Here is a 26,203-nt window from a genome sequence, read left to right as displayed (position 1 = left end):
GTGACCATAGCTATATTAATAACCCTCTTTTTTATCATACTCAGGTTTGCGGTAACGCTATTCAATTATATCTCCAACCCTAAACTGCCCCATATAGGGCGGTATTATTCGGATAAAGTTTCTATCCTGATCCCTGCACGTAACGAGGCCGAAAACATATTAACCCTGTTAAATTCCATCCATCGGCAGGACTATAACAACTACGAGGTTATTATTTATGACGATGATTCAAGCGATGATACTTACCAGGTTTGTACTGAATTTGCCGCCGGGCGCCCTCATTTCAGGGTGTTAAAGGGAGATAAATTACCTGATGGCTGGATGGGGAAAAATTACGCCTGCCACCAAATGGCTAAACAGGCCGATGGTAAATATCTGCTGTTTTTGGATGCCGACGAACAAGTTAGTAACCGACTTATCAACAGTGCTGTGCACCGTATGCATTTGCACCAACTGGGTTTATTAAGCCTTTTCAGCAATCAAACCATGCTTACCCTCGGCGAGAACCTGGTAGTGCCTCTTATGCATTTCATATTGCTAAACCTGCTGCCTTTACGCCTGGTATATATATTAAAAAACGCCTCAGTAGCGGCCGCCAGCGGTCAGTTTATGTTGTTTGATGCTGCCATTTATCATAAACACCAATGGCACAAAGCGGTAAAAAACAAGGTGGTGGAAGACGTGGAGATCATGCGCCTCATAAAAGCGGAGCGTTATAATGGCGAGGCCCTGCTGGCCAACGGCATGATCAGCTGCCGTATGTACCGGGGATATGGCGAAGCTATAAACGGGTTCAGTAAAAATTTCCTGGCGGCTTTTAACTACAGCATCATTGGTTTTTTGGTGTACATTACCATCACTATTGCCGGTCCGCTGATTATCCTGACAACCCTGAACATGCCGCTGATACTTTTTACCGCAGGCCTTATTTTTCTTACGCGGATCATGATCTCCCTTTCGGCCGGTCAAAAAGCGGAGTATAACATCCTTTTACATCCTGCTCAAATGTTTAGCCTGCTTGTCGTAGCTGTTTTATCCATCCAAAGGTATCTCACCAAAACCACGATGTGGAAAGGGCGAAAAATTTGAAACCCATAGCATCCGATAATGCTGTCCAGACAAAAAACAGGATCTGTATCATAGTTATTTTCCTGTTTCACCTGGTAGGGTTGATAGGCTTTATTATCCCCTCATTAACCGTATTATTTATAACCCTGGTACCTTGGCATTTACTATTGATGCTTGGGATTATCATTTATAGTTATGACAATTTCGACAGCAGGTTTCTGCTGTTTGCAACGACCGCCTTCGGCATCGGCTTCATGGCCGAATACATCGGTGTACATACCGGTTGGCTCTTCGGGCATTATCAATATGGCAGAACACTTGGCATTAAACTATTTGAAATCCCCCTGATGATTGGGGTAAATTGGTTCCTGCTGGTCTATGCCGCGGGCATTACCCTGCAGCGAAGCCGCCTAAAAAGTACCTTGGTAAGAATACTTTCAGGAGCTATGGTCCTTACCCTGCTCGATGTGCTGATTGAGCCTATTGCCATACATTTTGATTACTGGCATTGGCTGGATGCAGGCGTTCCGTTTAAAAACTATGTTTGCTGGTTTGTGCTGAGTGCATTGTTGCTTTTTATATTTGAGCAGTTTAAATTTAAACGGCAAAACATTGTTGGCCCAACATTACTGATTGCGCAGTTTTTATTTTTTGCTGTTTTGAATTTGGTATATTGAGCTAAGTGATCAACTATTTAGTGATATAATAATCATCAAAATCAACGCAATCATTACAATCAACGGTTATTTTTGCCGTAAATTTGCAGCACCATGGGAGATTATCAGTTAAAAGTTACTATTGACCAGGATTCGGGCTTTTGCTTTGGGGTGGTTTATGCCATTGATATGGCCGAGGAGATTTTAGAAGAAGACGGCTACCTGTACTGCCTTGGCGATATTGTGCATAATGACGAAGAGGTTGAACGCCTGAAAGCAAAAGGCCTGCGCATCATTGAACACGACCAGCTTAAAGATCTCCATAATGAAAAGGTGCTCATCCGTGCCCATGGCGAAGCTCCCGACACCTACCGTACGGCTTTAGAGAATAACATCACCCTTATTGATGCCTCATGCCCGGTAGTGCTTAAACTGCAAAACCGCATCAAAACCTCATACGACTCGAACGAGAAGATCCTGATTTTTGGCAAGCACGGTCATGCAGAAGTGGTTGGCCTGCAGGGACAAACTAATGATGAAGCAATAGTTTTCCAGGATATTGCCGAGCTGGACAATGTAGAACTGCCGCACAACATTACGCTGTATAGCCAAACCACCAAGAGTATGGATAAATTCTACTCGGTTAAAGATGAGCTTATTTCACGCGGCTACGCCCTTAAGGCTAATGATACTATTTGCCGTCAGGTAAGTAACCGGGATAAAGACCTGCCCAAATTTGCAACGCGCTTTGATAAGATTGTTTTTGTATCGGGCAAAAAATCATCAAACGGTAAGGTACTGTATGAAGTATGCCGCAAGCACAACCCCAATACTTACTTCATATCCTCAACCGACGAACTGGATAAAAACATGTTTGCGCCAAATGATACCATAGGTATTGCCGGTGCAACATCAACCCCCATGTGGCTGATGCAGAAAGTAAAAGCCGCTATAGAAAGCTTTTAACAGCACGCTTTTTGCTGTAATAGGTAACATGCAAAAAAGTCCATCAAATATTGGTTTATTTGTGGCCGCGCTGGTAATTGGCTGCTGGGCAACAAGTATTACATTACTGATGCAATGGCATTTCAGTTTCAGCAATCCTCTTGTTTATGTACTGATGCTGGTGCAAATGCACCTTTATACCGGGCTGTTCATCACCGCTCACGATGCTATGCATGGTACAGTTTCGCCCGATAAGGGCTTAAATAACTTTGTGGGTTACCTCAGCACTTTCCTATATGCCTCGTTCTGGTACCCCCAATTGTACACAAAACACCACAAGCACCATAGCCACGTACATACCCATGAAGATCCGGATTATCATCAGGGCAGTTTTTTTGCATGGTATGTACAATTTATCCGCAATTACCTGTCCATATGGCAAATTGTGGTGATGGCTGTTGTATTCAATATCCTGAAGATCTGGATCCCGCAGCCAAACCTGATCATGTTTTGGGTTGCGCCCTCATTACTAAGCACATTACAGTTATTTTACTTCGGTACATACCAACCCCATAAAGGCGAACACAATAACCAGCACTTTGCCCGGAGCCAGCGCCGCAATCATTTGGCTGCATTTTTTAGTTGCTATTTTTTTGGCTATCATTATGAGCACCATGAATCGCCGGGTGTACCCTGGTGGAGATTGTGGAAAGTTGTTAAATCCAACCCGCGTTAGGGATCGGAGCGGATACCGGCCTGTGGCTAATGCCCGTGCAGTATGAGCGTAGAGCCCGGCCGCAGGTAACGCCCTAATCATATAAAAATAGCTGATACGTTAAATTACTTATCAACATATTTCCTGAAAAACAAATAACACAATTCCTAAATTCAATTTCTACTTTCAAACATTCACTTATCTTACACCTCATTTATTTGTAAATTGTGACCGACGTCATAACTTACGGAGCATTTTTTGCTATTTTTGCGCCTACAGTTATGGCTAAAAAAGGAATTTTACTGGTTAACCTGGGCACCCCGGATAGCCCCAGCACAGCAGATGTAAAGCGTTATTTGAATGAGTTTTTGATGGATCCGCGGGTTATTGATATCGGGGCCATTTCACGCACTCTTTTAGTCAAAGGCCTTATTGTTCCGTTCAGGGCACCTAAATCGGCCAAATTGTACCAGGCCATCTGGGACCCTAAAACAGGCTCACCCTTGTTACATTACAGTATTTTGCAACAGCAGGCTTTACAACAGCGCCTTGGCGATGGCTATATGGTTGAGCTGGCTATGCGTTACCAAAACCCTTCTATCGAATCGGCTTTGGAGAAACTGAAAGCAGCCCTTGTTGAAAGTATCCAGGTAATCCCTTTGTTTCCGCAATATGCTTCGGCCAGTACCGGGTCTGTTTATGAAAAGGTGATGGACATTGTTGGAAAATGGCCAACATCGCCGAATATCAGCTTCATCAACTCGTTTCATGATAACGAGCTCATGATTGAAACTTTTGCTGATAACGCTCAAAAATACAACCCGGATACCTACGATCACATTTTATTTAGCTTTCACGGACTGCCGCAAAGGCAGCTGATTAAAGCCGACCATACGCATAACCACTGCCTTAAATCGGCCGGCTGCTGTGAAACGCTTACCGATGCCAATCGCTTTTGTTATTCGGCACAATCACATCATACCGCGAAACTGATAGCTGAAAAAATGGGCATTCCGAAAGAGAAATATACTATCTGCTTTCAATCGCGCCTGGGCAACGACCCATGGGTGCAGCCTTACACCAGCGAAATCGTAGCTAAGCTGGCCAGCGAAGGTAAAAAGCGCCTCCTGGTATTTTGCCCCGCCTTTGTAGCCGACTGCCTTGAAACCGTATATGAAGTAACTACCGAATACGGTGACGAGTTTAGAGCGCTTGGCGGTGAGCATGTGCAACTGGTTGAGAGTTTGAATGATGCCCCTAAGTTTATAGATGCTTTAGTGCAGATGGTAAACCCATCTTAAGTGTACATCGGGTCGAAAGATAATCATAGCCTAACGGAATGCATGCGTTAGGCTTTTTTATTGCATAAAAAAAGCATCTGCCCATTGCTGAACAGATGCTGTACGATTTTTATATAATTGATAGTTTAACCTACTTTTACATTTACCGCATTTAAGCCTTTTTTGCCTTGCTCTACATCGTAGGTAACGCTATCGTTTTCACGGATAGTGTCGATCAGGCCTGAGACGTGTACAAAAACTTCGGCACCACCATTAGTTGGTGTAATAAATCCGAAACCTTTGGTTTCATTAAAGAATTTTACTGTTCCTTGCATTATATTTTTATTTAATTACTACAAAGGTAACATTAATTATTAACAATCAATTAAAAATAAGGACATTACACGTTTATAGTTTTCGGAAGTGTAATTCCCTGTTGAAAACTACGTCGTAAAAACAGCATTTATCAACTCCCGGAAGCCTTAACACTTAGTATTTTAACCTCGTTATTGCTGTAAAGGAACACTGCTGTAAACATGATATTCGCCGGGTTTTAGCGTCATGGAATATGTCAATGATGTTACACTTATACTGGTTTTGGTAATGTTATCATACCAGGTTCCGGCAGCCGGGAAGCTGATGCTGCCGGTTTGCGGCACCACGTCAAAATTGCCTACCACCTCAACATTCGCGCTGGCATCTTTTAGTTGGATTGTTTTAATGGGACCGGCAAGATCATAAGTAGAATTGGTTGAGGCAAATACAGCGTTCTTTTCCTTCATCTTGATCATTTTAGCATAAATGCCATATAAATGCCTCCTGTCAGGATCGGTATTATAGTTCCAGTAGATGGGTTTATTACTGGTGCGGCCTCCCTGGTTAATACTTACATCATAACCAAGCTCCCCAAACTGCCATAGCATCTTAGGCCCCGGAACCGAAAACAGGAACGCGGCTGCCATTTCTTCGCGCGCCAAACCTGTGTTTTTATCTTTTACATTGTAGCTGCCAACCGCATTGCCATAACTTTCATTTTTAAACTGCAAGCGTTCCTCATCATGGCTTTCAAAATAGCCTACCAGGTTATACGGCTGCGTAAACGTATGCTGATCATAAAACAAACCCTGAAAATTGGAGTTGGTTAGCCAGCCCATAGTAGCTTCGTTGGCATTATAGTTCAGGTTGTTCCAAAGCATCATGCCTTCGCCGGCCAGTTCTTTTTCTTCCTGGTTTGCCGCAAAATGTTCCAGTATTACGTAGAAGTTATTATTATCGATGCTTTTGATATAGTTGTTATAATCTTTCCAGATGGCTACACGACTGGCATCATATTGGCTCCATGCGTTCACGGCTGCATCAGACGTGCCATAGTTAACCTGGGTAAAACCTTTTGAAAGATCGAAGCGGAAACCATCTATCTTATACTCCGTCATCCAGAATTTGAGCACGTTTTTTACAAAATATTTAGTGTCGGCGCTTTCATGGTTGAACTGGTAACCTACATTGTAAGGATGCGTTGGATCCACATTATACCAGGGATTGTTGGCCGCAGGTTTGCCCGCTGTTGTATTAAAATACATTTGTACCATTGGCGATTGGCCAAAGGAGTGATTAAGCACTATATCCTGGATAACCGCTATACCCCGCGAGTGGCACTCATCAATAAAAGCTTTCAAGGCGTTTTTGGTACCGTAGTATTTATCAGGTGCAAAATAAAAAGACGGATTATAGCCCCATGAAAGATTGCCTTCAAACTCATTAAAAGGCATCAGTTCAATAGCATTAACTCCCAGGTTTGAGAGATACTTCAGCGTATCTGTAAGGGTTTGATAGTTATGGGCATCAATAAAATCGCGTAGCAATAACTCATAAATAACCAGGTTCTTTTTATCGGGGCGGGTAAAGCTGGTGTTTTTCCAGCTGTACGCAGGCTGACTGGCCTGAAAAACGCTTACATTACCGGTAGTTTTCGCGGTTGGATACTTTTTTAAGTTGGGATAGGTATCTGAAGAAATGTATGAATCATTATCGGGATCAAGCACCTTTTCGGTATATGGATCAGCTACCTTCAATGATTTATCAATATAAAACTGGTAACCATATTCAGCAGCGGGATCGATGTTATCAATTTGTACCCACCAGCGTTTGCCATCGGGTGTGTTATTCATCACGGCCTTGGTATCATTTACATCCCAACCGTTAAAATCACCTATTACTGATACGGATTTTTTGCCCGGCGCATACAGGTTAAAAATTACCGATTTACCCGAATTGATAAAGGTAACCCCATCTTTTGCACCAGCCGGCAACGCCTTTCCGGTGTTTACCACCGTATCACCGGGAACGTTCCCGGAATTGCCCGGCAAAACTTCCTTCTTTTTGCATGAAGTAAAACCGGCCAATAAAAGTCCGGCAATTAATAAGTAAACATTTTTAATGATCATATTTTATTATAATTGGTTTTTTGCGGTAAAACAGCTGGTAGCCGGTTGGTTTACAGGCCAAACGTACGCAACGCAATATCAGTAAAATAATTGGTAAAGTTACCTTTCATTAAATTATGTATTTATCAACCGGAATCATTCGCCCTTTGTACTATCTGTCAGGACAACCTTCAAGCCCTCCCTCCCCGGTGGAGAAGGTTTGAGTGGGACTAATTATTTCGCCGGCCTAACCCCTTCGCTGGTCATTACCACCCGCTTAATACTTCCATCTTTATTGTAATACAAATAATCGATGCAAACGGAACGGTGGAAACTGCCCGCATCAGGCACTAACGCCCCGTTATGATATATAAAATACCATTTGCCTTTAAACTCAATAATAGCCTGGTGATTGGTATTAGAATTTCCAGCTATTTCGTTAATGATCCCCTTATATTCCCATGGCCCGTTGATATTCCTGCTCATAGCATACGCTATTTTTTCAGGAAATTCATAGGCGTATGAAAGGTAATACCAGCCGTTACGCTCGTGGATCCACGGCGCTTCGGTGTAATGCGGCAGGGTGATGGTTTTAATCTCACCGTCAAGCTCGGTCATGTTGCTTTTTAGCTTGGCATAATAGCAAATGCCATTGCCCCAAAACAGGTAAGCCTGCCCGTCTTTATCAATAATAACTGTTGGGTCAATATCATCCCATGAATGCTTTACGGCCTTGGTCATATCGTTGGTAACCAAAGTGCTGCCACGGGCATCCTTAAACGGCCCCAGCGGACTATCAGACACCGCTACACCGATAGCTTTGCCATGAATAGTGCCATGTTCAACAGCCACATACCAGTAAAACTTGCCGTTCCGTTCAATCACCTGTGAAGCCCACGCATCGTCCCTGGCCCATTGAAAAGCCTTAACATTCATCGGTGAGGGATGCTCTGTCCAGTTCACCATATCGGTTGTAGTGAAGCAGGTCCAATCGTGCATGGTATAGCCGTTATGACCGGGCGCAGCTTCATCATGTCCGGTGTACAGGTATACCTTATCCTTATAAACCATAGCCGCCGGATCGGCGGTATACTTGTGCCTGATAATGGGATTACCATCCGAATGGAAAGTGGTATCGCGGGTTGTGGCATTGGCGTATGTCAGGTTGCCAAGTGTTAGGCCTAATGCGATGAGGTATTGTGATATTTTCATATTAGTCAATTTTAAATCATGGGCATTAAGCCTACGAGTCTTTTCAATTCCCTCCCTCGGGAGGGGTGCGATTGGTGAGTGTGGTAGCTGGGAGGGGTTTGTACGCTTTACCATGGAATTTGCGCGGCGAAGAAACCCCTCCCTACACCCTCTCAAGGGAGGGAATCGCACTTCCCAGCCCTCTTATTTCTATTCTTCCCCGTCCCGTGTCCTCACGGGTAACATCATCCAGAAGTTATTTCCTTATCACCGGCCATCCATCAATCCAATCCAGTCTCTCTATCCTCAACTTCGAAATCCCTCTATCAGCTGCATCATAGCCGTGGAAAATAATGTAATCCGCGCCGTCAAAGGTGCTTACACCGTTATGTCCAACACCGTACCAATCCTCATCGCCGGCCAATAGGATACTGCCGCCGCCTTTATTCATGGCGATACCATCTTTATCCAGGTATGGCCCTTTCAGTGTTTTTGAACGACCGATGATCATTTTGTAAGTGCTCTTCGGTCCTTTGCAGCAATAATCTATCGAGGCAAACAGGTAAAAATATTTATCGTGCTTAAATATAAACGGCGCTTCAATGGCATTACCTCCGGCATCAATAGGGTTACCATCAACGGCTGGCAGGTTTTCTGTCGCAACCTTTCTGCGGGTAGCGATGGTTGGGATATTGTTAATATCCTCGGCAACACTTAACCTGTCTTTATTCAGTTTCACCAGTTTTAATCCGTCCCAAAACGATCCGAAGATTAAATATGACGTACCGTCTTTGTCGGTAATTAAATTAGGGTCGATGGCATTCCAGTTGGTTTTGCCGGGGATTGATTGAATTACCTTGCCATGATCAACCCATTTATATGCCGGATCATTGGCATGTAATGTAGTATTAGTTGCAACACCTATGGCCGAAGTGTTTTTGCCAAAGGCCGATACCGAGTAAAACAGGTAGTACAATCCGTTGTAAAACGAAATATCCGGGGCCCAGATATGGCCTTTAAAACCAGGAATAGCGTCAAGAGCCCATTGCGGGGGCGTTGCAAATACCGGTTTCTCGGCCTTCCAGTGTATCCTATCTCCTGACGACCACATGGCGATACCATTACCCGTACAAAAGATATAATATGTACTATCCTGCCGGGTCATTACCGGGTCGTGTACCGATATATCAGTCCTTAGTTCCTGGGCATTACTGAAAATGCCCGGGAACAATAAGGATATGATCAGTAAGATCTTTTTCAAGGGTTATTTGTTTTTCAGCCTTACTATTTTGAATGAGTACGGTTCAACTGCCATCTTCAAGGTATTGCCCGAAATATTAATCTTGCTTTCAACAGGGCTAACTGCTGTAGGTGCGGTCAATGAATTTTCAGCATCCTTGTCATCCGCTTTTATTGTAGTAACCGTGGCCTGTTTTTGATAACCTTTTGAGCCGGTAATTTTAAAGCTCACGTTTTGCGCTGATGTGCTTGTATTCACAAACTTGATCACCAGTTCATTGGTATTCTTATCTAAACTGGCAGTAGCATAGCTATCATTTTGGCCGGCTACGGCCTCGTTGTTTAAGGTAAGCGGCACTACATCGGTACCTTTGTTAAGCGAAAACAATTGCTGCACATAGTAATTTGGTGTGGCATAGCTTTTCAGGTTATCAAACCAGATAAGGTTCGGTGTCCACTGCCAGCCTTCAACATGAGCAAAAAGCGGGGCGTATGAAGCCATGTTCACCACATCGGCATTACGCTCCAAACCGGTCATGAAGGCCGCTTCAGATAATGCGCACTCCCAATTGTTTTTGTTATCGGGGTTTACGGTTGATTTGCTTTGCGCAGCATATTCACCAGCGAAAATCTTAGGACCTTTACGATCATAATTATCATAACGACGGGCATTATCCCTGAACCATTTTGCAGGCGCATAATAATGCTCATCCAAAATATCGGCACCTAAACCGCGGAAAGTTTTATTTAACAGATCAAACTCTTTACCATCAGGCGATGGGCCTAAAGCCGATACGATTTTGATATCCGGGTATTTAGTTTTGATAGCTTTAGTGAAAATTTTCCAGCGATCGATATATTGCGGGCCCCATTGCTCGTTACCTACGCCGATCATTTTTAAATTAAACGGTGCCGGGTGACCGAGATCGGTACGCAGCTTACCCCATTTGGTGCTGGCATCGCCATTAGCAAACTCAATCAGGTCGAGCGCGTCCTGCACATAAGGATCAAGCTTATCCAAAGGCACCAGTTCGCCGGTGTTGAATTCGCAGGCCATACCGCAATTCAGGATAGGCAGGGGCGAAGCGCCAATATCCTCGGCAGTCATGAAATACTCCATAAAGCCCAGACCGAAAGTTTGGTAATAATCAGGCGTTGGACGGTGCTTAAATTCGGTATTCCAGCGGTTAATGATGTTCTCGCGTTTATCAACCGGGCCGATGGTTTTTTTCCACTGATAACGGTTGTTTAGCTCACGTCCCTCAACAATACATCCGCCGGGAAAGCGTAAAAAGCCTGGCTTAAGGTCAGCCAGTCGTTGTACCAAATCGGCACGTAAACCACCCGGACGGTTTTTCCAGGTATGTTCAGGGAACATAGAAATCATATCCAGATCAATAACACCCTTGCCGCTCATCCAAACATACAGTTGTGCTTTGGGTGTTGTAGCACTCGATTTAAACTTTACGCTGTAGCGGTTCCATTCTTTATCAGTTGGTGTAAGCTCGGCTTTACCTATAATGTCACCATTATCGCCATGCAGCTCTATGTTCAGTTTTACATTGGTATCGCCATCTTGTTTGGCCATTACCGAAAAGCTGTATTCCTCGCCTTCCTTAACACCCATCCCGCGGAAACCCTCGTTAGAGAAACCATAGAAACCCGCATCACTTGTGATGTAGCTTTTTATAAAGTGCGCATTCTCCGGACGTTCAACAGCACGGTTTATTACTTCAGTACGACCGTCACCTCCATCCTTTTTCTGCTCTTTCCATCCCATCAAAGGCATGTTAAACTCAAACGAACGGTTTTTTACCAACTCGGCATAAACACCGCCATCGGCAGCAAGGTTAATATCCTCAAAAAATATCCCATACATGGTAGGCTGAATGTGTGCCTTCACCTTATCAGCCGCTATAGTATATTGCGTTTGCGCATGCACCGCGGTAAAAGTACCGGCAGCACACAGCATTAAAAAAGCTCTTTTTAGCATCGCTTATTTATTTGGAGAATTTGTAAATGGTGACCGTATGGTAAGTTTGCCCTGGCTTTAACACCGTTGAAGCAAACGCCGGCTGGTTTGGCGCATCCGGAAAATGCTGGGTTTCCAAACAAAACGCCGACCGGTGCGGGTAAGCTTTGCCGCCTTTTCCATCTTTAGTTTCGCCGGTTAAAAAGTTGCCTGAGTAAAATTGCAGTCCGGGCTCTTCGGTAAACACTTCTAAAGTGATACCAGTTACCGTACTTTTTACTGTAGCAACAGGAGTAGTAAGATCATGTTTGTTCAAAACAAAATTATGGTCATAGCCTTTACCGTTTTTCAATTGCTCGTCGGCCACATCAATGTCTTTACCAATGGTTTTTGATGTAGTAAAATCAAACGGAGTACCTTTAACAGGCTGCAGTTTTCCGGTTGGGATAAGCGTGGTATCCACAGGCAAAAAAGCGTCGGCATTTATTTGCAGTACGTTATCAGTAATGGTTGGATTACCGGCGCCATTGAGGTTAAAATAAGCGTGATTGGTTAAGTTAACAATGGTAGTTTTATCGGTAGTAGCTTTGTATTCTATTTTAAGCGCATTATCATCACCCAAAGTATAAACCACTGTTGCAGTTAAATTGCCCGGATAACCGCCTTCGCCATCCTTTGAAACATAGGTAAGTTCCAGTTGTGATGCGCTCAGTTGTTTAGCCGCAAACACTTTTCCGTAAAAGCCGTTAAAACCGCCATGCAGGGTATTTACGCCATCGTTAATATCCAACTGGTAAGCTTTGCCATCAAGAGTAAATTTACCTTTGGCAATGCGGTTACCATAGCGGCCTATAATGGCGCCGAAATACGGCTCCTTTGGTTTTTGATAGCTTTTCAATGAATCGTAACCTAAAATAACATCGGTAGCCTTACCGTCTTTATCAGGTACCAGTAAGCTTACCAGCCTGCCGCCATAATTGGTAACGGCCACTGTTGCACCGCTGTTATTTTTCAGGGTAAAGAGTTTCACTTTTTGCCCCTGTACATCGGCCTCAAAATTGGCCGAATCGGGTATTGACTGGGTAGTTACCGAGGTCGAATCTTTCACGGTTGAATCAGTTGCTTTTGGATTGCTGTTACAAGCTGCAAAAAGCGCTGCCGAACAGCTTAACATCATTAATAAATTCTTGTTATTCTTCATAATTTGAGGTTGTTAGCTTGCTTTTTAAAGCACTTGCCGTTTAACTATTATAATTTCCGGAACAAATAAATTGGTTTAACTAATGGTTTGGGAATCAGTGAGACCAATGTATAAAAATTAATTTATAATTGTTAAAAAAACACTTAAAATATTTAATTTAAAAAAGCCCGCCTCGCGCGGGACTTTCTTATTCAAAAATCAAATATTTCAACTAAACACCTGCAGCCTTGGCATGGTCGGCCAGGAACTGCGCAAGTCCGTTATCTGTAAGCGGATGTTTTAGTAATGCGGTAATAGCACTCAGCGGACCGGTTATCACATCTGCACCCAGCTTAGCGCAGTTAACAATGTGCATAGCATGGCGTACCGAAGCTGCCAGGATCTGTGTTTCATAACCGTAGTTATCATAAATCAGCCTAATATCTTCAATCAGTTGTAAACCATCTGTCGAGATATCATCTAAACGGCCAATAAATGGTGATACATAAGTAGCACCAGCCTTAGCCGCCAACAGGGCCTGACCCGCTGAAAACACCAGCGTGCAATTGGTTTTAATTCCTTTTTGCTTAAAATATTTTAAAGCTTTTACGCCATCTTTTATCATGGGCAGCTTTACCACAATGCGCTCGTGAAGGGCAGCCAGCGCTTCCCCTTCGGCAACCATCTCGTCAAAAGTGGTTGATATAACTTCGGCACTTACATCGCCATCGGTAATTTCACAAATGGCTTTGTAGTGGTTAATGATATTTTCATGGCCGGTAATACCTTCTTTAGCCATCAATGATGGGTTGGTGGTAACGCCGTCTAATACACCCAAATCATGGGCTTCTTTAATTTGTGCCAGGTTGGCCGTGTCGATAAAAAACTTCATTTTATAAATTATTGTACTTACCAGAATTTAGCATAAAGCATGGTAAGCAGGATAAGTGTAACTACAATTAATGCCATGGTTGATTTTTCAACCTTGAACATACTGCGCGGAATTTCAAATGCTTTCGGATTAACTTTTGGTCCGGCAAGGCTGATAGCCACCATCACAATAATGGTGAACATGAATGACAGCCCCATACAAATCAGGAACGGAATTTCATAACCTCCCTTACCATTAGGAAAAGCTGTATACAACAAAGTTTCGTTACCAAACAATTTTGGTGCATAGTTATTGAACAGCACCGACATACCAAAGCCTGTTAAAATACCTGCAATGGCCGCGGCTCCGGTGGTACGTTTCCAAAAGAAACCTAAAATGAAAATGGCGAAGATCCCCGGGCTGATAAAGCCTGTGTATTTCTGGATAAAGGTAAAGCCGCCTTCACCGCCTATGCCTAAAAGATCTTTCCAGGTAAGTATGATCGAGAACACCAAAGCAGCCAAAATGGTAAGCCTGCCTATAAGCACCATGTTCTTTTCGCTGGCTTCTTTGCTGATATGTTTTTTGTAGATATCAAGCGTAAAGATGGTACTGATACTATTAGCCTTACCTGCCAGCGAAGCCACGATAGCAGCAGTTAAAGCTGCAACCGAAAGACCTTTTAACCCGGTTGGTAAAAAGCCCAATATAGCCGAGTAAGCATTATCCGAATTAAAATGCCCACCTGATGCCATTTCTTGTTGCAAGCCACCGTTTTTGTACAATACGTAAGCAGCAATACCCGGTAATACCACTATAACAGGCATAGCCAGTTTCATTAAACCTGCAAAAAGGATCCCTGTACGGGCAGTTTTCAGGTTAGCACCCAAAGCCCTTTGTGTGATGTATTGGTTACATCCCCAGTAGTTTAGGTTCACGATCCACTGACCGGCAAAATACATGGCAATACCAGGCAGCGCAAGGTATTTGTTGATCTCTGCCTGCGGAGCGCCCGGCTTGGGTTTAGCCATCATCATCTTAAAGTGATCTGGTGCATCGCTCATCATTTTATTTAGGCCTGCCATGGCATCTTTGCCCAAGCCAAAATGCTCGCTCACCAAAGTAAGTGCTATGTAAGTAGTAGCTAAACCACCTACAACCAGTACCAATACCTGTATAACATCGGTAAAGCCGATAACCTTCATACCACCAAGGGTAATAAACAGCGCGAAAATGGATAACGCAATGATGATCTCATGCAGATATCCGCCGCCCATTAAGTTATTAATGGCCAATGCACCCAGGTAAAGTATAGAAGTTAGGTTAACTAACACATACAACAACAGCCAGAAAATGGCCATGATAAAACTCACCGTTTCGTTATACCGAGTATGTAAAAACTGCGGCATGGTGAAAATCTTGTTTTTAAGGTATACCGGGATGAACCACACTGCCACAATGATCAGCGCAATAGCAGCAACCCATTCGTAAGCGGCAACGGCCAAACCTACGGCAAAACCCTGTCCGCTGGTGCCTATAAATTGCTCGGCAGATATGTTTGACGCGATCAGTGACGCACCAATGGCCCACCAGGTAAGCGAACCCTCGGCCAGGAAAAAGTCGTGACTATCAGATACGCCTTTGATCTTTTTACGGCTGTAAACCCAGTACCCGTAGCTCGTAACTACAATAAAATAGATTACGAAGATCACGTAATCGATAGTGGAAAATTTGTTCATTATTTGGTTTAAAATTTAGTTTAGCGCCCCACCCAACCCTCCCCTAAAGGGTGAGGGCTTTTTAAAGCATTGGTTAAGTTTATATTCTTCTCATTTTTGTCTGAACCTGAATTGGCCGAATTAAAGGATTAACAGAATGCTAATCTAATTCGACAAATTCTTTAATTCCATGAATTCGAGTTCAGACAATTCCGAAATCGCACATCCGAAATCTCAAATTCATCAGGGCGTTACCTGCGGCCGGGCTATCCGCCCATACTGCACAAGGCCTTATTCACTGGCCGGTATCCGCTGCTATCCCTAACGCGTTTTATTACTTATGTCATTGCGAGCGTAGCACGGCAATCTCGTAGCCATGCTCTTAGCCCTGTAAGGCGACTATATATTGCTAAGAGATTTCCACGTCGCCCCGTTTGTACAATCCCTTACCGCTCCTCGCAATGACATTTTATTTTTTACGTCATCCTCATCTGCCGCCACTCGGCCGGAGTCGAGTGGCGACCATCTTATATTTTTTTCCAAGTCTCCCCTTCAGGGGAGATTTAGAGGGGGCTATTTATAAGCCGCGTCATTCCACCTGATCTCGTTTCTGAACTGATCAAGCTTGGTGTCTTTACCAATGCGTAAAAACTCGATACCGGCCATATCAGCAAAATCGTTGATCAGCTCGGCCGACAGGTTTTGGCTGTATGCGGTATGGTGTGCACCACCGGCATAGATCCAGGCCGCGCAGCCGGTTTTCATATCAGGCAGAGGCTTCCAAAGTACTCTCGCAACAGGCAGTTTTGGCAGGTCTTCTACCGGCTCAATGGCTTCAACCTCGTTAACAATTAAACGGAAACGGTTGCCCATATCCACAATTGAAGCATTAAGCGCGGCACCGCCGGCTACGTTAAATACCAAACGGGCAGGATCGGCTTTGCCACCAATACCTAAGGCATGCACCTCTAATGCTGCTTTACCATTAGCCAGGCTGCTATCTACCTCAAGCATGTGTGAGCCTAAAACCAAAGCATTGTTCGGGTCGAAGTGATAAGTATAATCTTCCATAAAAGCGTTACCGCCTGGCAAGCCTGCACCCATTACTTTGAAAGCACGTACTAAAGCAGCAGTTTTCCAGTCGCCTTCGCCGGCAAAACCGTAACCATCGGCCATTAAGCGCTGTGAAGCAATGCCCGGTAACTGGATCATGCCATGCAGGTCTTCAAACGTATCACTAAAACCTTTGTAGCCGCCATCCTGTAAAAACTTACGTAAGCCAAGTTCAATTTTAGCAGCGTCATAAACCGACTGATACCTTGCACCGCCTTGCTTAAGGTCATCGGCCATGGTATAAGTAGCTTCATACTCATCAGTAAGTGCTTTAACCTCAGCATCGCTGATGCCGTTAACAACAGCAACCAGATCGCCAATGCCATAAGTATTTACAGCGAAACCAAATTTCAATTCGGCTTCAACTTTATCACCATCGGTAACAGCTACAAAGCGCATGTTATCACCAAAGCGAACAAATTTGGCGCCCTGCCAGTCGTACCAGCCTGCTGCCGCACGGCTCCAGCTTTCAATGTCTTTCAACACTTCGCTATCCTGCCAGTGGCCAACAACCACTTTGCGGTTAATGCGCATACGTGATACCATGAAGCCGAATTCCCTGTCGCCGTGGGCGCTTTGGTTCAGGTTCATGAAATCCATATCAATTGAACTCCATGGAATATCGCGGTTGTATTGGGTGTGCAGGTGCAGCATCGGTTTTTTAAGGATACTTAAGCCCCTGATCCACATTTTGGCAGGCGAAAAAGTATGCATCCAGGCAATAACACCGATACAGTTTTCGGCAACGTTAGCCTGCTGTAAGGTGTTGTAGATTTCTTCGGTTGATTTAACAACTGGTTTGTACACTACCCGCACAGGGATATTGGCAGCGCCATCAATACCTTTAGCAATTTCCTGCGAGTGCTCGGCAACTTTTTTCAGTGTTTCTTCTCCGTATAAATTCTGGCTCCCGGTTATGAACCATACTTCAAATGTTTTCAGATCGATCATATATGTCAATTAGTGAATTATTGAGTTAGTGAATTGTTGAATTTTGATTTATTGATTGTCTTAGTTTTTGGGTGACAGCCTGAATAATGCTGCGCCGTGTTTGTTTATTTTTTGCTGATAGCTTGTTTTGTACTGGCCAACATCCTGTTTTTTCCACAGGTCACGTACAGTTACTTTGCCTTTCAGGCCCAGGTCTTTGAAATTGAGGGATACAGATTTATCATCATCGCCAATATTGAAAAAGGCGGCATAAATATCCTTGCTGCCGGGGATCTGCGAATACCAGATCATGGAGCCATTTTTTTTGTATAACTGCTTAGGGTTCGATCCTTTTTGGTTTACGGCAATTACCTCATCATTGGTAAAAAGCTTTAACTCAAAATCACGATTTTCTGGCAGGTTACCACCTATCATCAGCGGCGAACGGAAGATGCTCCAGAAGGTCATGTGGGTATATTCCTCGTCCTCGGTAAAGCGGCTGAAGCGCTCCTGCCCTACCGGGCCGCGTTTACTTAGCTTACCAATCTGGATCATATCACAATCGGGCCAATGACCGGGACCACTTACACCTTCCCAGCTTTTGGCATACTCAAACATGTGCAGGATCTCTTTCCAGTTATCCCAAAAGTCATCAGCCATGCGCCACATATTGGCATATTTGGTAGCATGCGCAGCTTGCGCAACCGGGGTTTCACCGGGCGAAAGGCTCAGCACAACCGGCCTGCCGCATTGCTGAATGGCTTTTTGGTAACCTTCAACCTCGGCGTTGCTGTACGGACGCGAAAGATCATCTACCTTAATAAAATCAACTCCCCATGAAGCATACAGCTCCAGCAGCGAATTCAGGTATTCCTGTGCACCGGGCTTTTTCATGTCCAAGCCATACATGTGGTTCATCCATGGGCATTTTGAGTTGGTATCGGCCACCATATCGGCAGTAATGCCATTAGTGCCTTTTACCGGCGATTTTGACCAAACAGCTTGTCTCGGGATCCCGCGCATTACGTGGATGCCAAATTTCAAACCCTTGCTGTGAATATAATCGCCCAGCGGTTTAAAACCGTTACCGCCAAATGCTGATGGAAATTTAGTGGGTTGCGGAGCTAACCTTCCCCATTTATCCATAGTTAACCATGGCACATATGAGCCATCCTGCAAACGTAATTGGAACGGATTGCCGATATTGCTGCCCGGAGGGTTATCGTACGACCATAAAAAGTCGACTACCACATACTCCCAGCCATGTTGCTTCAAATGCTCAGCCATGTAATCGGCATTAGCTTTTACTTCATCTTCGTGTACCGCCGAACCAAAACAGTTATAACTGTTCCAGCCCATAGGCGGTGTAGCTGCCACCTGTGCTGATAAACGGGTGCACGCAAAAAAACAAAGCAGCAGGAAAAACAGGTTTATTTTTTTCATCAGGTTATTGTCCGTAATATGAATCAGGTCCGTGTTTGCGCTCGTAATGTTTTTTGATCAGCGCATCTTTTAAACGGGGGGCGCTTCTGTCAATTTGCTCGGTAAGGTAGGCCATTTGGGCTACGGCTTCCAGCACAGCACTGTTGTAAACCGCCTTTTCGGCAGTTTTACCCCAGGTAAATGGTGCGTGGTTACCAACCAACACCATTTCAACCTCCTTATAATCCAGGCCTTTTTCCTTAAAACATTCCATGATCTGGAAACCGGTTTGGTACTCGTAATTCCCTTTAATCATTTCATCGTTCATAGGTGGTGCACAGGGAATGTCAACCGTTAAATGATCGGCATGGGTAGTACCGAAGATCGGAATATCCCGCTGCGATTGTGCCCAGGCCGTTCCGTAGGTGGAGTGTGTATGCACAATACCGTTGATGCCTTCCCAGTGTTTGTAAAGTACGGCGTGTGTTTTGGTGTCACTTGACGGGCGAAGGTCACCTTCAACGGTGTTACCATCAAAGTCAACGATTACCATTTTCTCCGGCGACAAATCCTCGTAAGGTACACCGCTTGGTTTAATGGCGAATACACCTAATTCCCTGTCGGCGGCGCTTACGTTACCAAAAGTGAACAGTACCAGGCCCAGTTTGGGCAGCTGCATATTGGCATTATAGGCACTAAGCCTTATATGATCATATTTACTCATTGTGATTATGCGTTTTGCAGTTCAGGATTATTTTTCAAAGCAACTTCGGCAGCTACAAACTTGCCCAGTATGCTGTATTGGTTATAGCGTTGCTGATAAACTTCTTTTAGCGCGATGTTTGGCTCATAAACCACGTCAAAGCCGCGGCCCATGGCTGTCATAGCTTCTTCAATAGTTGGGTAGATACCGGCAACTACCGCAGCAAACATCGCAGCGCCCAAAGCACAGGTATGTTTAAACTGGTGAATGCGGATAGGCATTCCCAAAACATCGGCCATCATTTGCATCACGAAAGGTGACTTTTTAGCTACGCCGCCGATACCGATGATCCCTTTAACCGGGATACCCTCGCTGATAAAACGATCAACAATGCTCTTGGCACCAAAGCAGGTAGCCTCGGCCAGCGCACGGAATACCCGTGGTGCATCGCTGCCCAAACCTAAACCGGTTATAGCGCCCTTCAATTCCTGGTTAGCATCTGGTGTACGTCGGCCGTTAAACCAGTCGATAGCCAGCTCATTGCTTTCTTCGATGGGTAACAATGCTGCCTGCCTACTCAATTCAGGGATGATCATTTCTGAAATCTCCTCTTTCAACGCTTCAGCAGTAGCCGCGTCAATTACCTGCGATTGCGAAAGCAGGTTATTCAATGGCCAGGCCAGGATATTTTTAAACCAGGCATAAGTATCGCCAAAAGCCGATTGACCAGCCTCTAAACCTGCCATCCCTGGAATAACCGAGCCATTTACCTGTCCGCAGATTCCGCGTACCAGTTTGCCTTCCATCTCAGATGTTGGGGCAACCAGGATATCGCAGGTTGATGTGCCCATTACCTTGCTCAGGTAATAAGGCTCAATCTGGCCGCCAACAGCACCCATGTGTGCGTCAAAAGCGCCGGTACCTACAATCACATCGGTTGAGAGTCCCAATATCTCCGCCCACTCCGCGCTGAGGTTTCCGGCTGCTTCATCGGCCGTGTATGTATCTTCATATAATTTATCCCTGAAACCAGCCAGTATCGGATCAAGGGAAACAAAAAATTCTTCAGGAGGCAGGCCATTAAATTCTTCGGCCCAAAGGGCTTTATGCCCCGCAGAACAACGGCCGCGTTTGATAGCTTTAACATCATTACCGCCGGTTAACAGGAACGGAACCCAGTCGCAATGCTCTACCCATGAAGCAGCGGCATCACGTACACTTTTATCAACCCTTAGCACATGCAGCAGCTTAGCCCAAAACCACTCTGATGAGTAGATACCGCCAACATATTTCAAATAATTGGTATCAAATTTTGTAGCATGCTCATTGATCTGTGCTGCTTCTTTAACCGAAGTATGATCTTTCCACAATACAAACATAGCATTGGGGTTAGTTTCAAAACCGGGGGTTAAGGCAAGCGGAGTACCGGCAGCATCAACGGCAACGGGGGTTGAGCCGGTGGTATCAACAGAAATGCCTTTTATATTTTTTGCAATGGCTTCACCGCCGGCCTGTGCAATACAATCTTTAATGGTGGCTTTAAGTCCGTCGATATAATCCTGCGGATGCTGGCGGAACTGGTTTTCGGCAGGTACGCAATACTTGCCATCGCGCCAGCGTGGATAATTAAATACTGATGAAGCTATTTCTTCTCCGTTGGCCGCGTTCACTATCACGGAGCGCACGGAATCAGACCCGTAATCAACCCCGATCACTAATTGGTTATTGCTCATATAAAGATTTATAATTATTGTCGAAATAACACTTAATTTTTGACAAAGAAAAATTTTATTTAAAATTTTATTCAGATAAAATGCATTATTTACTTAAAGGAACCTTTTGGCCTGTAAAAAAGTCATTACATAGTTCAAGCGCCTGTTAAAAAAATTGCCGTTACGTCTATTCAGCCAGGTAATAATTAGTGTTGTTTTAACAATATAAAATAAGCTTTGCACAACGGATTGGCTGTTTTGGGGTGGTAAAACGTTTAATTTGTTATTAAAATATATAGAATTATCCCTACTAAAAATGGCTTCGGCGGCTGTGAAAGTCTAAGCACTTTTTTACCCTTTGACAGCACTTTTCCGGCAAACCAATAAAAAAGCGGAGCAGTCAATCACGACCAATTCCGCTTAAAACTGTATCAAAAACTATCTGATTATTTAACGCCATTTGCCGCGTCCATGATCACTTTGGCAACTGCCTCAGGCTGCGAAATGAAGATCACGTGGCTGCCTTTTACCTCTGTTACTTTTGCACCGGCACGTTTATACATCGTGCGCTCAACGTCGGGCACAATGCTTTTATCTTCGGTGGCCACTATAGCATAGCTTGGTTTGGTTTTCCATGCCGCTTCGGCAACAGGCGTAACAAAACACTGAACAGACGTTGGCCCCTGCGATGCAAACATAAAGTCAGCTTCGGCTTTACTTAAGTCGCCGGCAAAGCCGCCATGAAATTTGGATTTATCATAGTAAACAAAACCTTTATCATCCGGCGGCAAAATACCGTTTTCGGGAGCCGGAGGAGCCGACTGTACCCATTTTATCGTATTTTCCCCTTTATCGGGCATAAACGCGGCTATATAAACCAACGCTACTACTTTTGAATTATTCCCGGCTTCGGTAATTACCGTACCGCCATAAGAGTGGCCTACCAATACTGTCGGGCCATCCTGTTTATCCAGGATCCGATTGGCGGCGTCAACGTCGTCCTTTAAAGAAGTAAGCGGATTTTGCACTACGGTAACATTATAACCTTTTTTGGTAAGGATATTGTACACAGCCTGAAAGCCCGAGCCATCGGCAAAGGCCCCGTGCACTAATACAATGTTTTTAACGGGCTGTGCCTGGGCAGCGGCCTTAAAAGTAAAGGCAAACAAGCTGCCTAATAAAATAGTCGCCGCTATTAAATGTGCTTTTAAGCGGCCTTTCATGAATTTTGTGTTCATTTTTGCTGGAGTTTAAGTTTCATAAATAATACTGTTGACAGTACCATTTCAAAGCTTGCTCCAAAAACACAAAACACTATTAATCAATATATTAATCAAAATACAACTACCCAACATTTACGATATATCGGGTTTTACACGATGGCCTCCTCCATATATCATTACCCGCTATTAGCTATTCGCCATGGCAACAATATCTTTTCCATCTAATATCCAGCGACCAGCACCGCGGTTTACCGTATTGATCATGGCTTTGCCAACTTCCTCAAGCGTAATAAAACCTTTAGGATAAATAAGGCGGCCTATAGGGTACATCCAACTGATGTATTTATAAAACGGCAATGTATTTTTTGCCCCATTAAAGCTTTTCATAAATCCCGGCCTGAAGTTGAATACCTGTTTGAAGGGCAGCTTCATCAAATCATTTTCGGTTTTGCCTTTTACCCGGGCCCACATACTGCGGCCTTTTTCTGTACTGTCTGTACCGGCACCAGATACATAACAAAAGGTCATATCCGGATTTATGCGGCTCAAAATTTCGGCCACGTGCATAGTGAGCAGGTAAGTTACTTTATAATAAGCTTCTTCGCTCATCCCTACCGATGAAACGCCTAAACAAAAAAAGCAGGCATTGTAACCTTCTAACTGATCCTGAATGGGTTTGAGGTTAAAAAAATCAGCATGTATAATTTCCTTTAGTTTAGGATGTGTTACACCGCAGGGTTTACGGTTAATAACTAATACTGCTTCAACCTTATCGCTCAATAAGCATTGGTGCAATACACCCTCGCCTACCATGCCGGTAGCACCTGTGACAATTACTTTTATTTTATTAGTTGTTTCCATGATACTGATGTAGCCGATTATACATTTAAAATATTGTATCTTATTGCAGATTTATTTACCTATTCCTATACCGTGTGTTAATTATATGTTACAATACAAACAATTATATAACCATAACGCTTTAACAATAAATTAGTTGAAGATGCCGAAATGGTTAAAGATAACCTTAAAGATCGCCGGAGCGCTTGTTGGTTTAATTATAATTATGTTTATTGCCCTTACTGTGTATGTTAATAATAATAAGCACAAGGTGATTACTATGATCACCTCCGAGCTTAATAAAAACCTGAACGGCACGCTAACTATCGGCACGATTGATCCAACATTATTTAAAGGTTTTCCGGGGGTGTCTGTCGAGCTGAAAGATGTAGTACTGAAAGATAACCGCTGGGCCGAACATCACCATACATTGCTTACCGCCAAAGACCTTGAAGTATCCGTAAATGCCTCGGCCCTTTTAAAGGGCGAAGTGGTGATCAATAAAATAGATATCAGCAATGCCGATATCGACCTGTTTACCGATAGTACCGGCTACAGCAATACATCGATATTTAAAGCAAAACCCAAAGTTGAAAAAGACCCTAAAGAGCAACAAACCAGCTCTTCCACGCAAATTGGCAGGTTTTCGTTGAACAAGGTAAACTTTGTTGTTGACGACCGTCATGCTTACAAACTGTTCAAATTTGCAGTTAACGATATTCAGGGTAGAATGGAGTATCCTGCTAAAGGGTGGAACGCCGATATCGACTTAAATACCATGGCAAATAGCTTTTCCTTCAATACAAAAAAGGGAAGCTTTATGAAAAACAGGCTTTTAAAAGGCCATTTTGATATCAGTTATGATTATGCATCGCAGGTCATTAACCTTGCTCCCAATACATTAAACATTGGCGATAACCCATTTACTGTAGGTGCACAGTTTAATCTTAAATCGCCCGAAACCGATTTCACCATCAACCTCAAAGTGGATGAAATTTTGTGGAACGATGCTGCAAACCTACTGGCTGACAACATTACCAAAAGCCTCAAAATGTTCGATCTTAAAAAGCCAATTGATGTTACCTGCGACCTGAAGGGAAGCTTTGGCGGCGGGGGCGATCCATCCATTTATGTTACGGCTAAAGTAAAAGATAACATATTGAAAACCCTTGGGGGCACTGTTGAAAATTGTAGTTTTAATGGCGTATTCAGTAATAACTATATCAATGGCAAAGGTTTAAATGACGATAACTCGGTTATAAAGCTTTATCATTTTAACGGCAGCTATAAGAATATTCCATTTACTATTGATACCGCATTTATCAACAACCTGAACACGCCGGTGGCTACAGGGATTTTCAGATCGCGCTTTCCCGTTACCAAACTTAACCCGGTTATTGGCGATGAAAGCCTGAAATTTACCAAAGGCATTGTTGATTTAAAACTGGCCTATAAAGCCGATATTGTAAATTTCAAATTCACCAAACCCTTCGTTACCGGTAATGTAGATATAAAAAATGCGGATGTAAATTACCGCCCTCGCGGACTCGTATTCAAAAACAACTCCATTGCCTTAAAATTTACCGATAAAGATCTTTATATAAATAATATCCGCCTGCAAAATGGCAGTAGCGTAGTGTATATGCAGGGTAAGGTGAGCAATTTCCTCAACCTGTATTATACCGATCCACAAAAGATTTTGATTGTATGGCAGATCACCAGTCCGCAGATACATCTTGGCGAGTTTTTAGGCTTCCTGAACAACCGCGGATACCAAAGCAGTAAAAGCAGCGGAGGAACGGGCAAAAGGATGTCCAATGCCAAAATTACCAATCAACTTAATACCGCCTTTGATAAAGGGCAGGCCGAACTTCACCTGCGCTTAGCCAAAGTATATTATAAAAAGTTTTTGGCGACAGACGTTAATGCCGATATTTTACTGGCCGACAATACCATGAAAATGCGCAATGTAAGCCTTAAAAGTTCGGGAGGATCATTGAGTTTAAGCGGCCTGGTACTGCAGGGGCCAACCAATAATTTTGCCATTAGCACAACTATTAATCACGTAAATACTAATACTTTCTTTGCATCGTTTAACAACTTCGGTCTCAAGGATTTTACCAGCGATAACTTGCGGGGTTTTCTTTCGGCAAGGGTTGATATTAAAGGCGGGATCAAAAACACCGGCGACCTGGTACCGAAATCAATAAAAGGATTTGCACAGGTTAATTTAACCGATGGTGCATTGGTAAACTTTGCGCCCATAAAAAGCGTAGGCAAATTTGCCTTCCCTTTTCGCGATCTCGATAACATAACATTTGGCGATTTAAAAGCCCGGTTTGACCTTGATGGTGATAAAATAAAAATTGCGCCCATGCAAATTAACTCGAGCGTACTCAACATGGATGTGGAAGGCACCTATTCGCTATCGCGAGGTACTAACATTGCACTTGATGTACCGCTACGAAACCCGAAGAATGACAGCAAAATAGCAGATGAAACCGAACGTAATAAAAAACGTATGAAAGGCATTGTTTTACACATCCTTGCCACCGATGGTGATGAAGGTAAAATAAAAATTAAGTGGAACAAAAACCATAAAAAAACAAAAACAGATGATGATGAGCAGAAGACAGATGACACCCAGCAAGCGCCCGAACCTAAACAAGATTAGTTTAAGTTCAAAAATCTTCACATTAACCTTATTTTCATGGTGTTTAAATGACACTATAATAGCAAATAAATGCTTACCTTTGTGCTGTTCATTATAGGGTAATATGTTGATTAAACATTTAATTGGTTAGCACATTATTTAAAAAACTTTTAAACCGCTCGCTCCTTACAGCAATAATATCAGTAGCAAACCCTCGTTTTAAATAAATACTATCCCGGGTTCACAAATAAAGAAGGAAGCAAAGTTTAATGTAATCTGTTTTACCTCCGGTTGTTTAACCCGGCACATGTATCTTATTGAACCGTTTTTAGCTTAATAATCTGTATTA

Annotated in this window: 20 protein-coding genes; 6 read left to right on the top strand and 14 right to left on the bottom strand. The window is 43.6% G+C overall.

All coding sequences use genetic code 11. The features are described from left to right. The 5 genes from DIU38_RS32780 (at position 1) to hemH (ending at position 4,685) form a co-directional block, all read left to right on the top strand. On the top strand, positions 1–1,089 hold the full coding sequence (locus tag DIU38_RS32780) for a glycosyltransferase (protein WP_112652759.1): 1,089 nt from the start codon (positions 1–3) through the stop codon (positions 1,087–1,089). Further along, positions 1,068–1,745, top strand: a complete 678-nt coding sequence (locus tag DIU38_RS32775) for a carotenoid biosynthesis protein (protein ID WP_112652758.1) — start codon at positions 1,068–1,070, stop codon at positions 1,743–1,745. The genes DIU38_RS32780 and DIU38_RS32775 overlap by 22 nt, the downstream gene beginning before the upstream one ends. Before the next feature lie 93 nt (positions 1,746–1,838). After that, positions 1,839–2,690 carry a 4-hydroxy-3-methylbut-2-enyl diphosphate reductase gene (locus DIU38_RS32770; RefSeq protein WP_112652757.1) on the top strand — a complete coding sequence of 284 codons (852 nt, stop codon included), beginning with the start codon at positions 1,839–1,841 and terminating at the stop codon, positions 2,688–2,690. A 28-nt stretch (positions 2,691–2,718) separates the two neighbouring features. Further along, positions 2,719–3,405, top strand: coding sequence for a fatty acid desaturase (locus DIU38_RS32765; RefSeq protein WP_112652756.1), 687 nt, complete (start codon positions 2,719–2,721; stop codon positions 3,403–3,405). 260 nt (positions 3,406–3,665) lie between these two features. Further along, a complete protein-coding gene (hemH, locus tag DIU38_RS32760) occupies positions 3,666–4,685 on the top strand; it encodes a ferrochelatase (RefSeq protein WP_112652755.1) in 1,020 nt (339 codons plus the stop codon). 125 nt (positions 4,686–4,810) lie between these two features. On the opposite strand, the gene DIU38_RS32755 is transcribed toward hemH, so the two are convergent. The 14 genes from DIU38_RS32755 to DIU38_RS32690 all read right to left on the bottom strand — a co-directional run bounded on the left by DIU38_RS32755 (position 4,811) and on the right by DIU38_RS32690 (position 23,222). Next, complete coding sequence (locus tag DIU38_RS32755) at positions 4,811–5,002, bottom strand: cold-shock protein (RefSeq protein WP_090528875.1); 192 nt, start codon at positions 5,000–5,002, stop codon at positions 4,811–4,813. Positions 5,003–5,170: 168 nt separating this feature from the next. Then, positions 5,171–7,108 (bottom strand): alpha-amylase family glycosyl hydrolase, encoded by a 1,938-nt coding sequence (locus tag DIU38_RS32750; protein ID WP_112652754.1) that lies wholly within the window; start codon positions 7,106–7,108, stop codon positions 5,171–5,173. A gap of 213 nt (positions 7,109–7,321) precedes the next feature. Beyond that, positions 7,322–8,299: a glycoside hydrolase family 43 protein gene (locus DIU38_RS32745; protein WP_112652753.1), complete on the bottom strand. Its 978-nt coding sequence runs from the start codon at positions 8,297–8,299 to the stop codon at positions 7,322–7,324. A gap of 235 nt (positions 8,300–8,534) precedes the next feature. Beyond that, entirely contained in the window at positions 8,535–9,539 is a 1,005-nt protein-coding gene (locus DIU38_RS32740; RefSeq protein ID WP_112652752.1) for an arabinan endo-1,5-alpha-L-arabinosidase, read from the bottom strand. A 3-nt stretch (positions 9,540–9,542) separates the two neighbouring features. Further along, positions 9,543–11,510: an alpha-L-arabinofuranosidase C-terminal domain-containing protein gene (locus DIU38_RS32735; protein WP_112652751.1), complete on the bottom strand. Its 1,968-nt coding sequence runs from the start codon at positions 11,508–11,510 to the stop codon at positions 9,543–9,545. A gap of 7 nt (positions 11,511–11,517) precedes the next feature. Next, entirely contained in the window at positions 11,518–12,690 is a 1,173-nt protein-coding gene (locus DIU38_RS32730) for an aldose epimerase family protein (protein ID WP_243770599.1), read from the bottom strand. Positions 12,691–12,901: 211 nt separating this feature from the next. Next, positions 12,902–13,561 carry a fructose-6-phosphate aldolase gene (gene fsa, locus DIU38_RS32725; protein WP_090528887.1) on the bottom strand — a complete coding sequence of 220 codons (660 nt, stop codon included), beginning with the start codon at positions 13,559–13,561 and terminating at the stop codon, positions 12,902–12,904. A gap of 17 nt (positions 13,562–13,578) precedes the next feature. Next, positions 13,579–15,279 carry a sodium:solute symporter family transporter gene (locus tag DIU38_RS32720; RefSeq protein WP_112652750.1) on the bottom strand — a complete coding sequence of 567 codons (1,701 nt, stop codon included), beginning with the start codon at positions 15,277–15,279 and terminating at the stop codon, positions 13,579–13,581. Positions 15,280–15,831: 552 nt separating this feature from the next. Further along, entirely contained in the window at positions 15,832–17,322 is a 1,491-nt protein-coding gene (gene araA / locus DIU38_RS32715) for an L-arabinose isomerase (RefSeq protein WP_112652749.1), read from the bottom strand. 60 nt (positions 17,323–17,382) lie between these two features. Further along, positions 17,383–18,744, bottom strand: coding sequence for a glycoside hydrolase family 27 protein (locus tag DIU38_RS32710; RefSeq protein ID WP_112652748.1), 1,362 nt, complete (start codon positions 18,742–18,744; stop codon positions 17,383–17,385). 4 nt (positions 18,745–18,748) lie between these two features. Then, positions 18,749–19,447, bottom strand: coding sequence for an L-ribulose-5-phosphate 4-epimerase (locus tag DIU38_RS32705; protein ID WP_112652747.1), 699 nt, complete (start codon positions 19,445–19,447; stop codon positions 18,749–18,751). Positions 19,448–19,452: 5 nt separating this feature from the next. Beyond that, positions 19,453–21,159 (bottom strand): ribulokinase, encoded by a 1,707-nt coding sequence (locus DIU38_RS32700; protein WP_112652746.1) that lies wholly within the window; start codon positions 21,157–21,159, stop codon positions 19,453–19,455. A gap of 425 nt (positions 21,160–21,584) precedes the next feature. Next, positions 21,585–22,376, bottom strand: a complete 792-nt coding sequence (locus DIU38_RS32695) for an alpha/beta hydrolase (RefSeq protein WP_208057640.1) — start codon at positions 22,374–22,376, stop codon at positions 21,585–21,587. Between the two features lie 171 nt (positions 22,377–22,547). Continuing rightward, complete coding sequence (locus tag DIU38_RS32690; protein ID WP_091165716.1) at positions 22,548–23,222, bottom strand: NAD-dependent epimerase/dehydratase family protein; 675 nt, start codon at positions 23,220–23,222, stop codon at positions 22,548–22,550. Between the two features lie 142 nt (positions 23,223–23,364). Here DIU38_RS32690 and DIU38_RS32685 point away from each other — a divergent pair, with 142 nt between their 5' ends. Further along, on the top strand, positions 23,365–25,875 hold the full coding sequence (locus DIU38_RS32685; protein ID WP_112652745.1) for an AsmA family protein: 2,511 nt from the start codon (positions 23,365–23,367) through the stop codon (positions 25,873–25,875). Positions 25,876–26,203: the final 328 nt, after the last annotated feature.

Source organism: Mucilaginibacter metallidurans, from assembly GCF_003286435.2.
GTDB classification, from domain to species: Bacteria; Bacteroidota; Bacteroidia; order Sphingobacteriales; family Sphingobacteriaceae; genus Mucilaginibacter; species Mucilaginibacter gossypii.
Note: the sequence above shows the minus strand (reverse complement) of the source record. Positions and strands in the feature narration are given on the sequence as shown.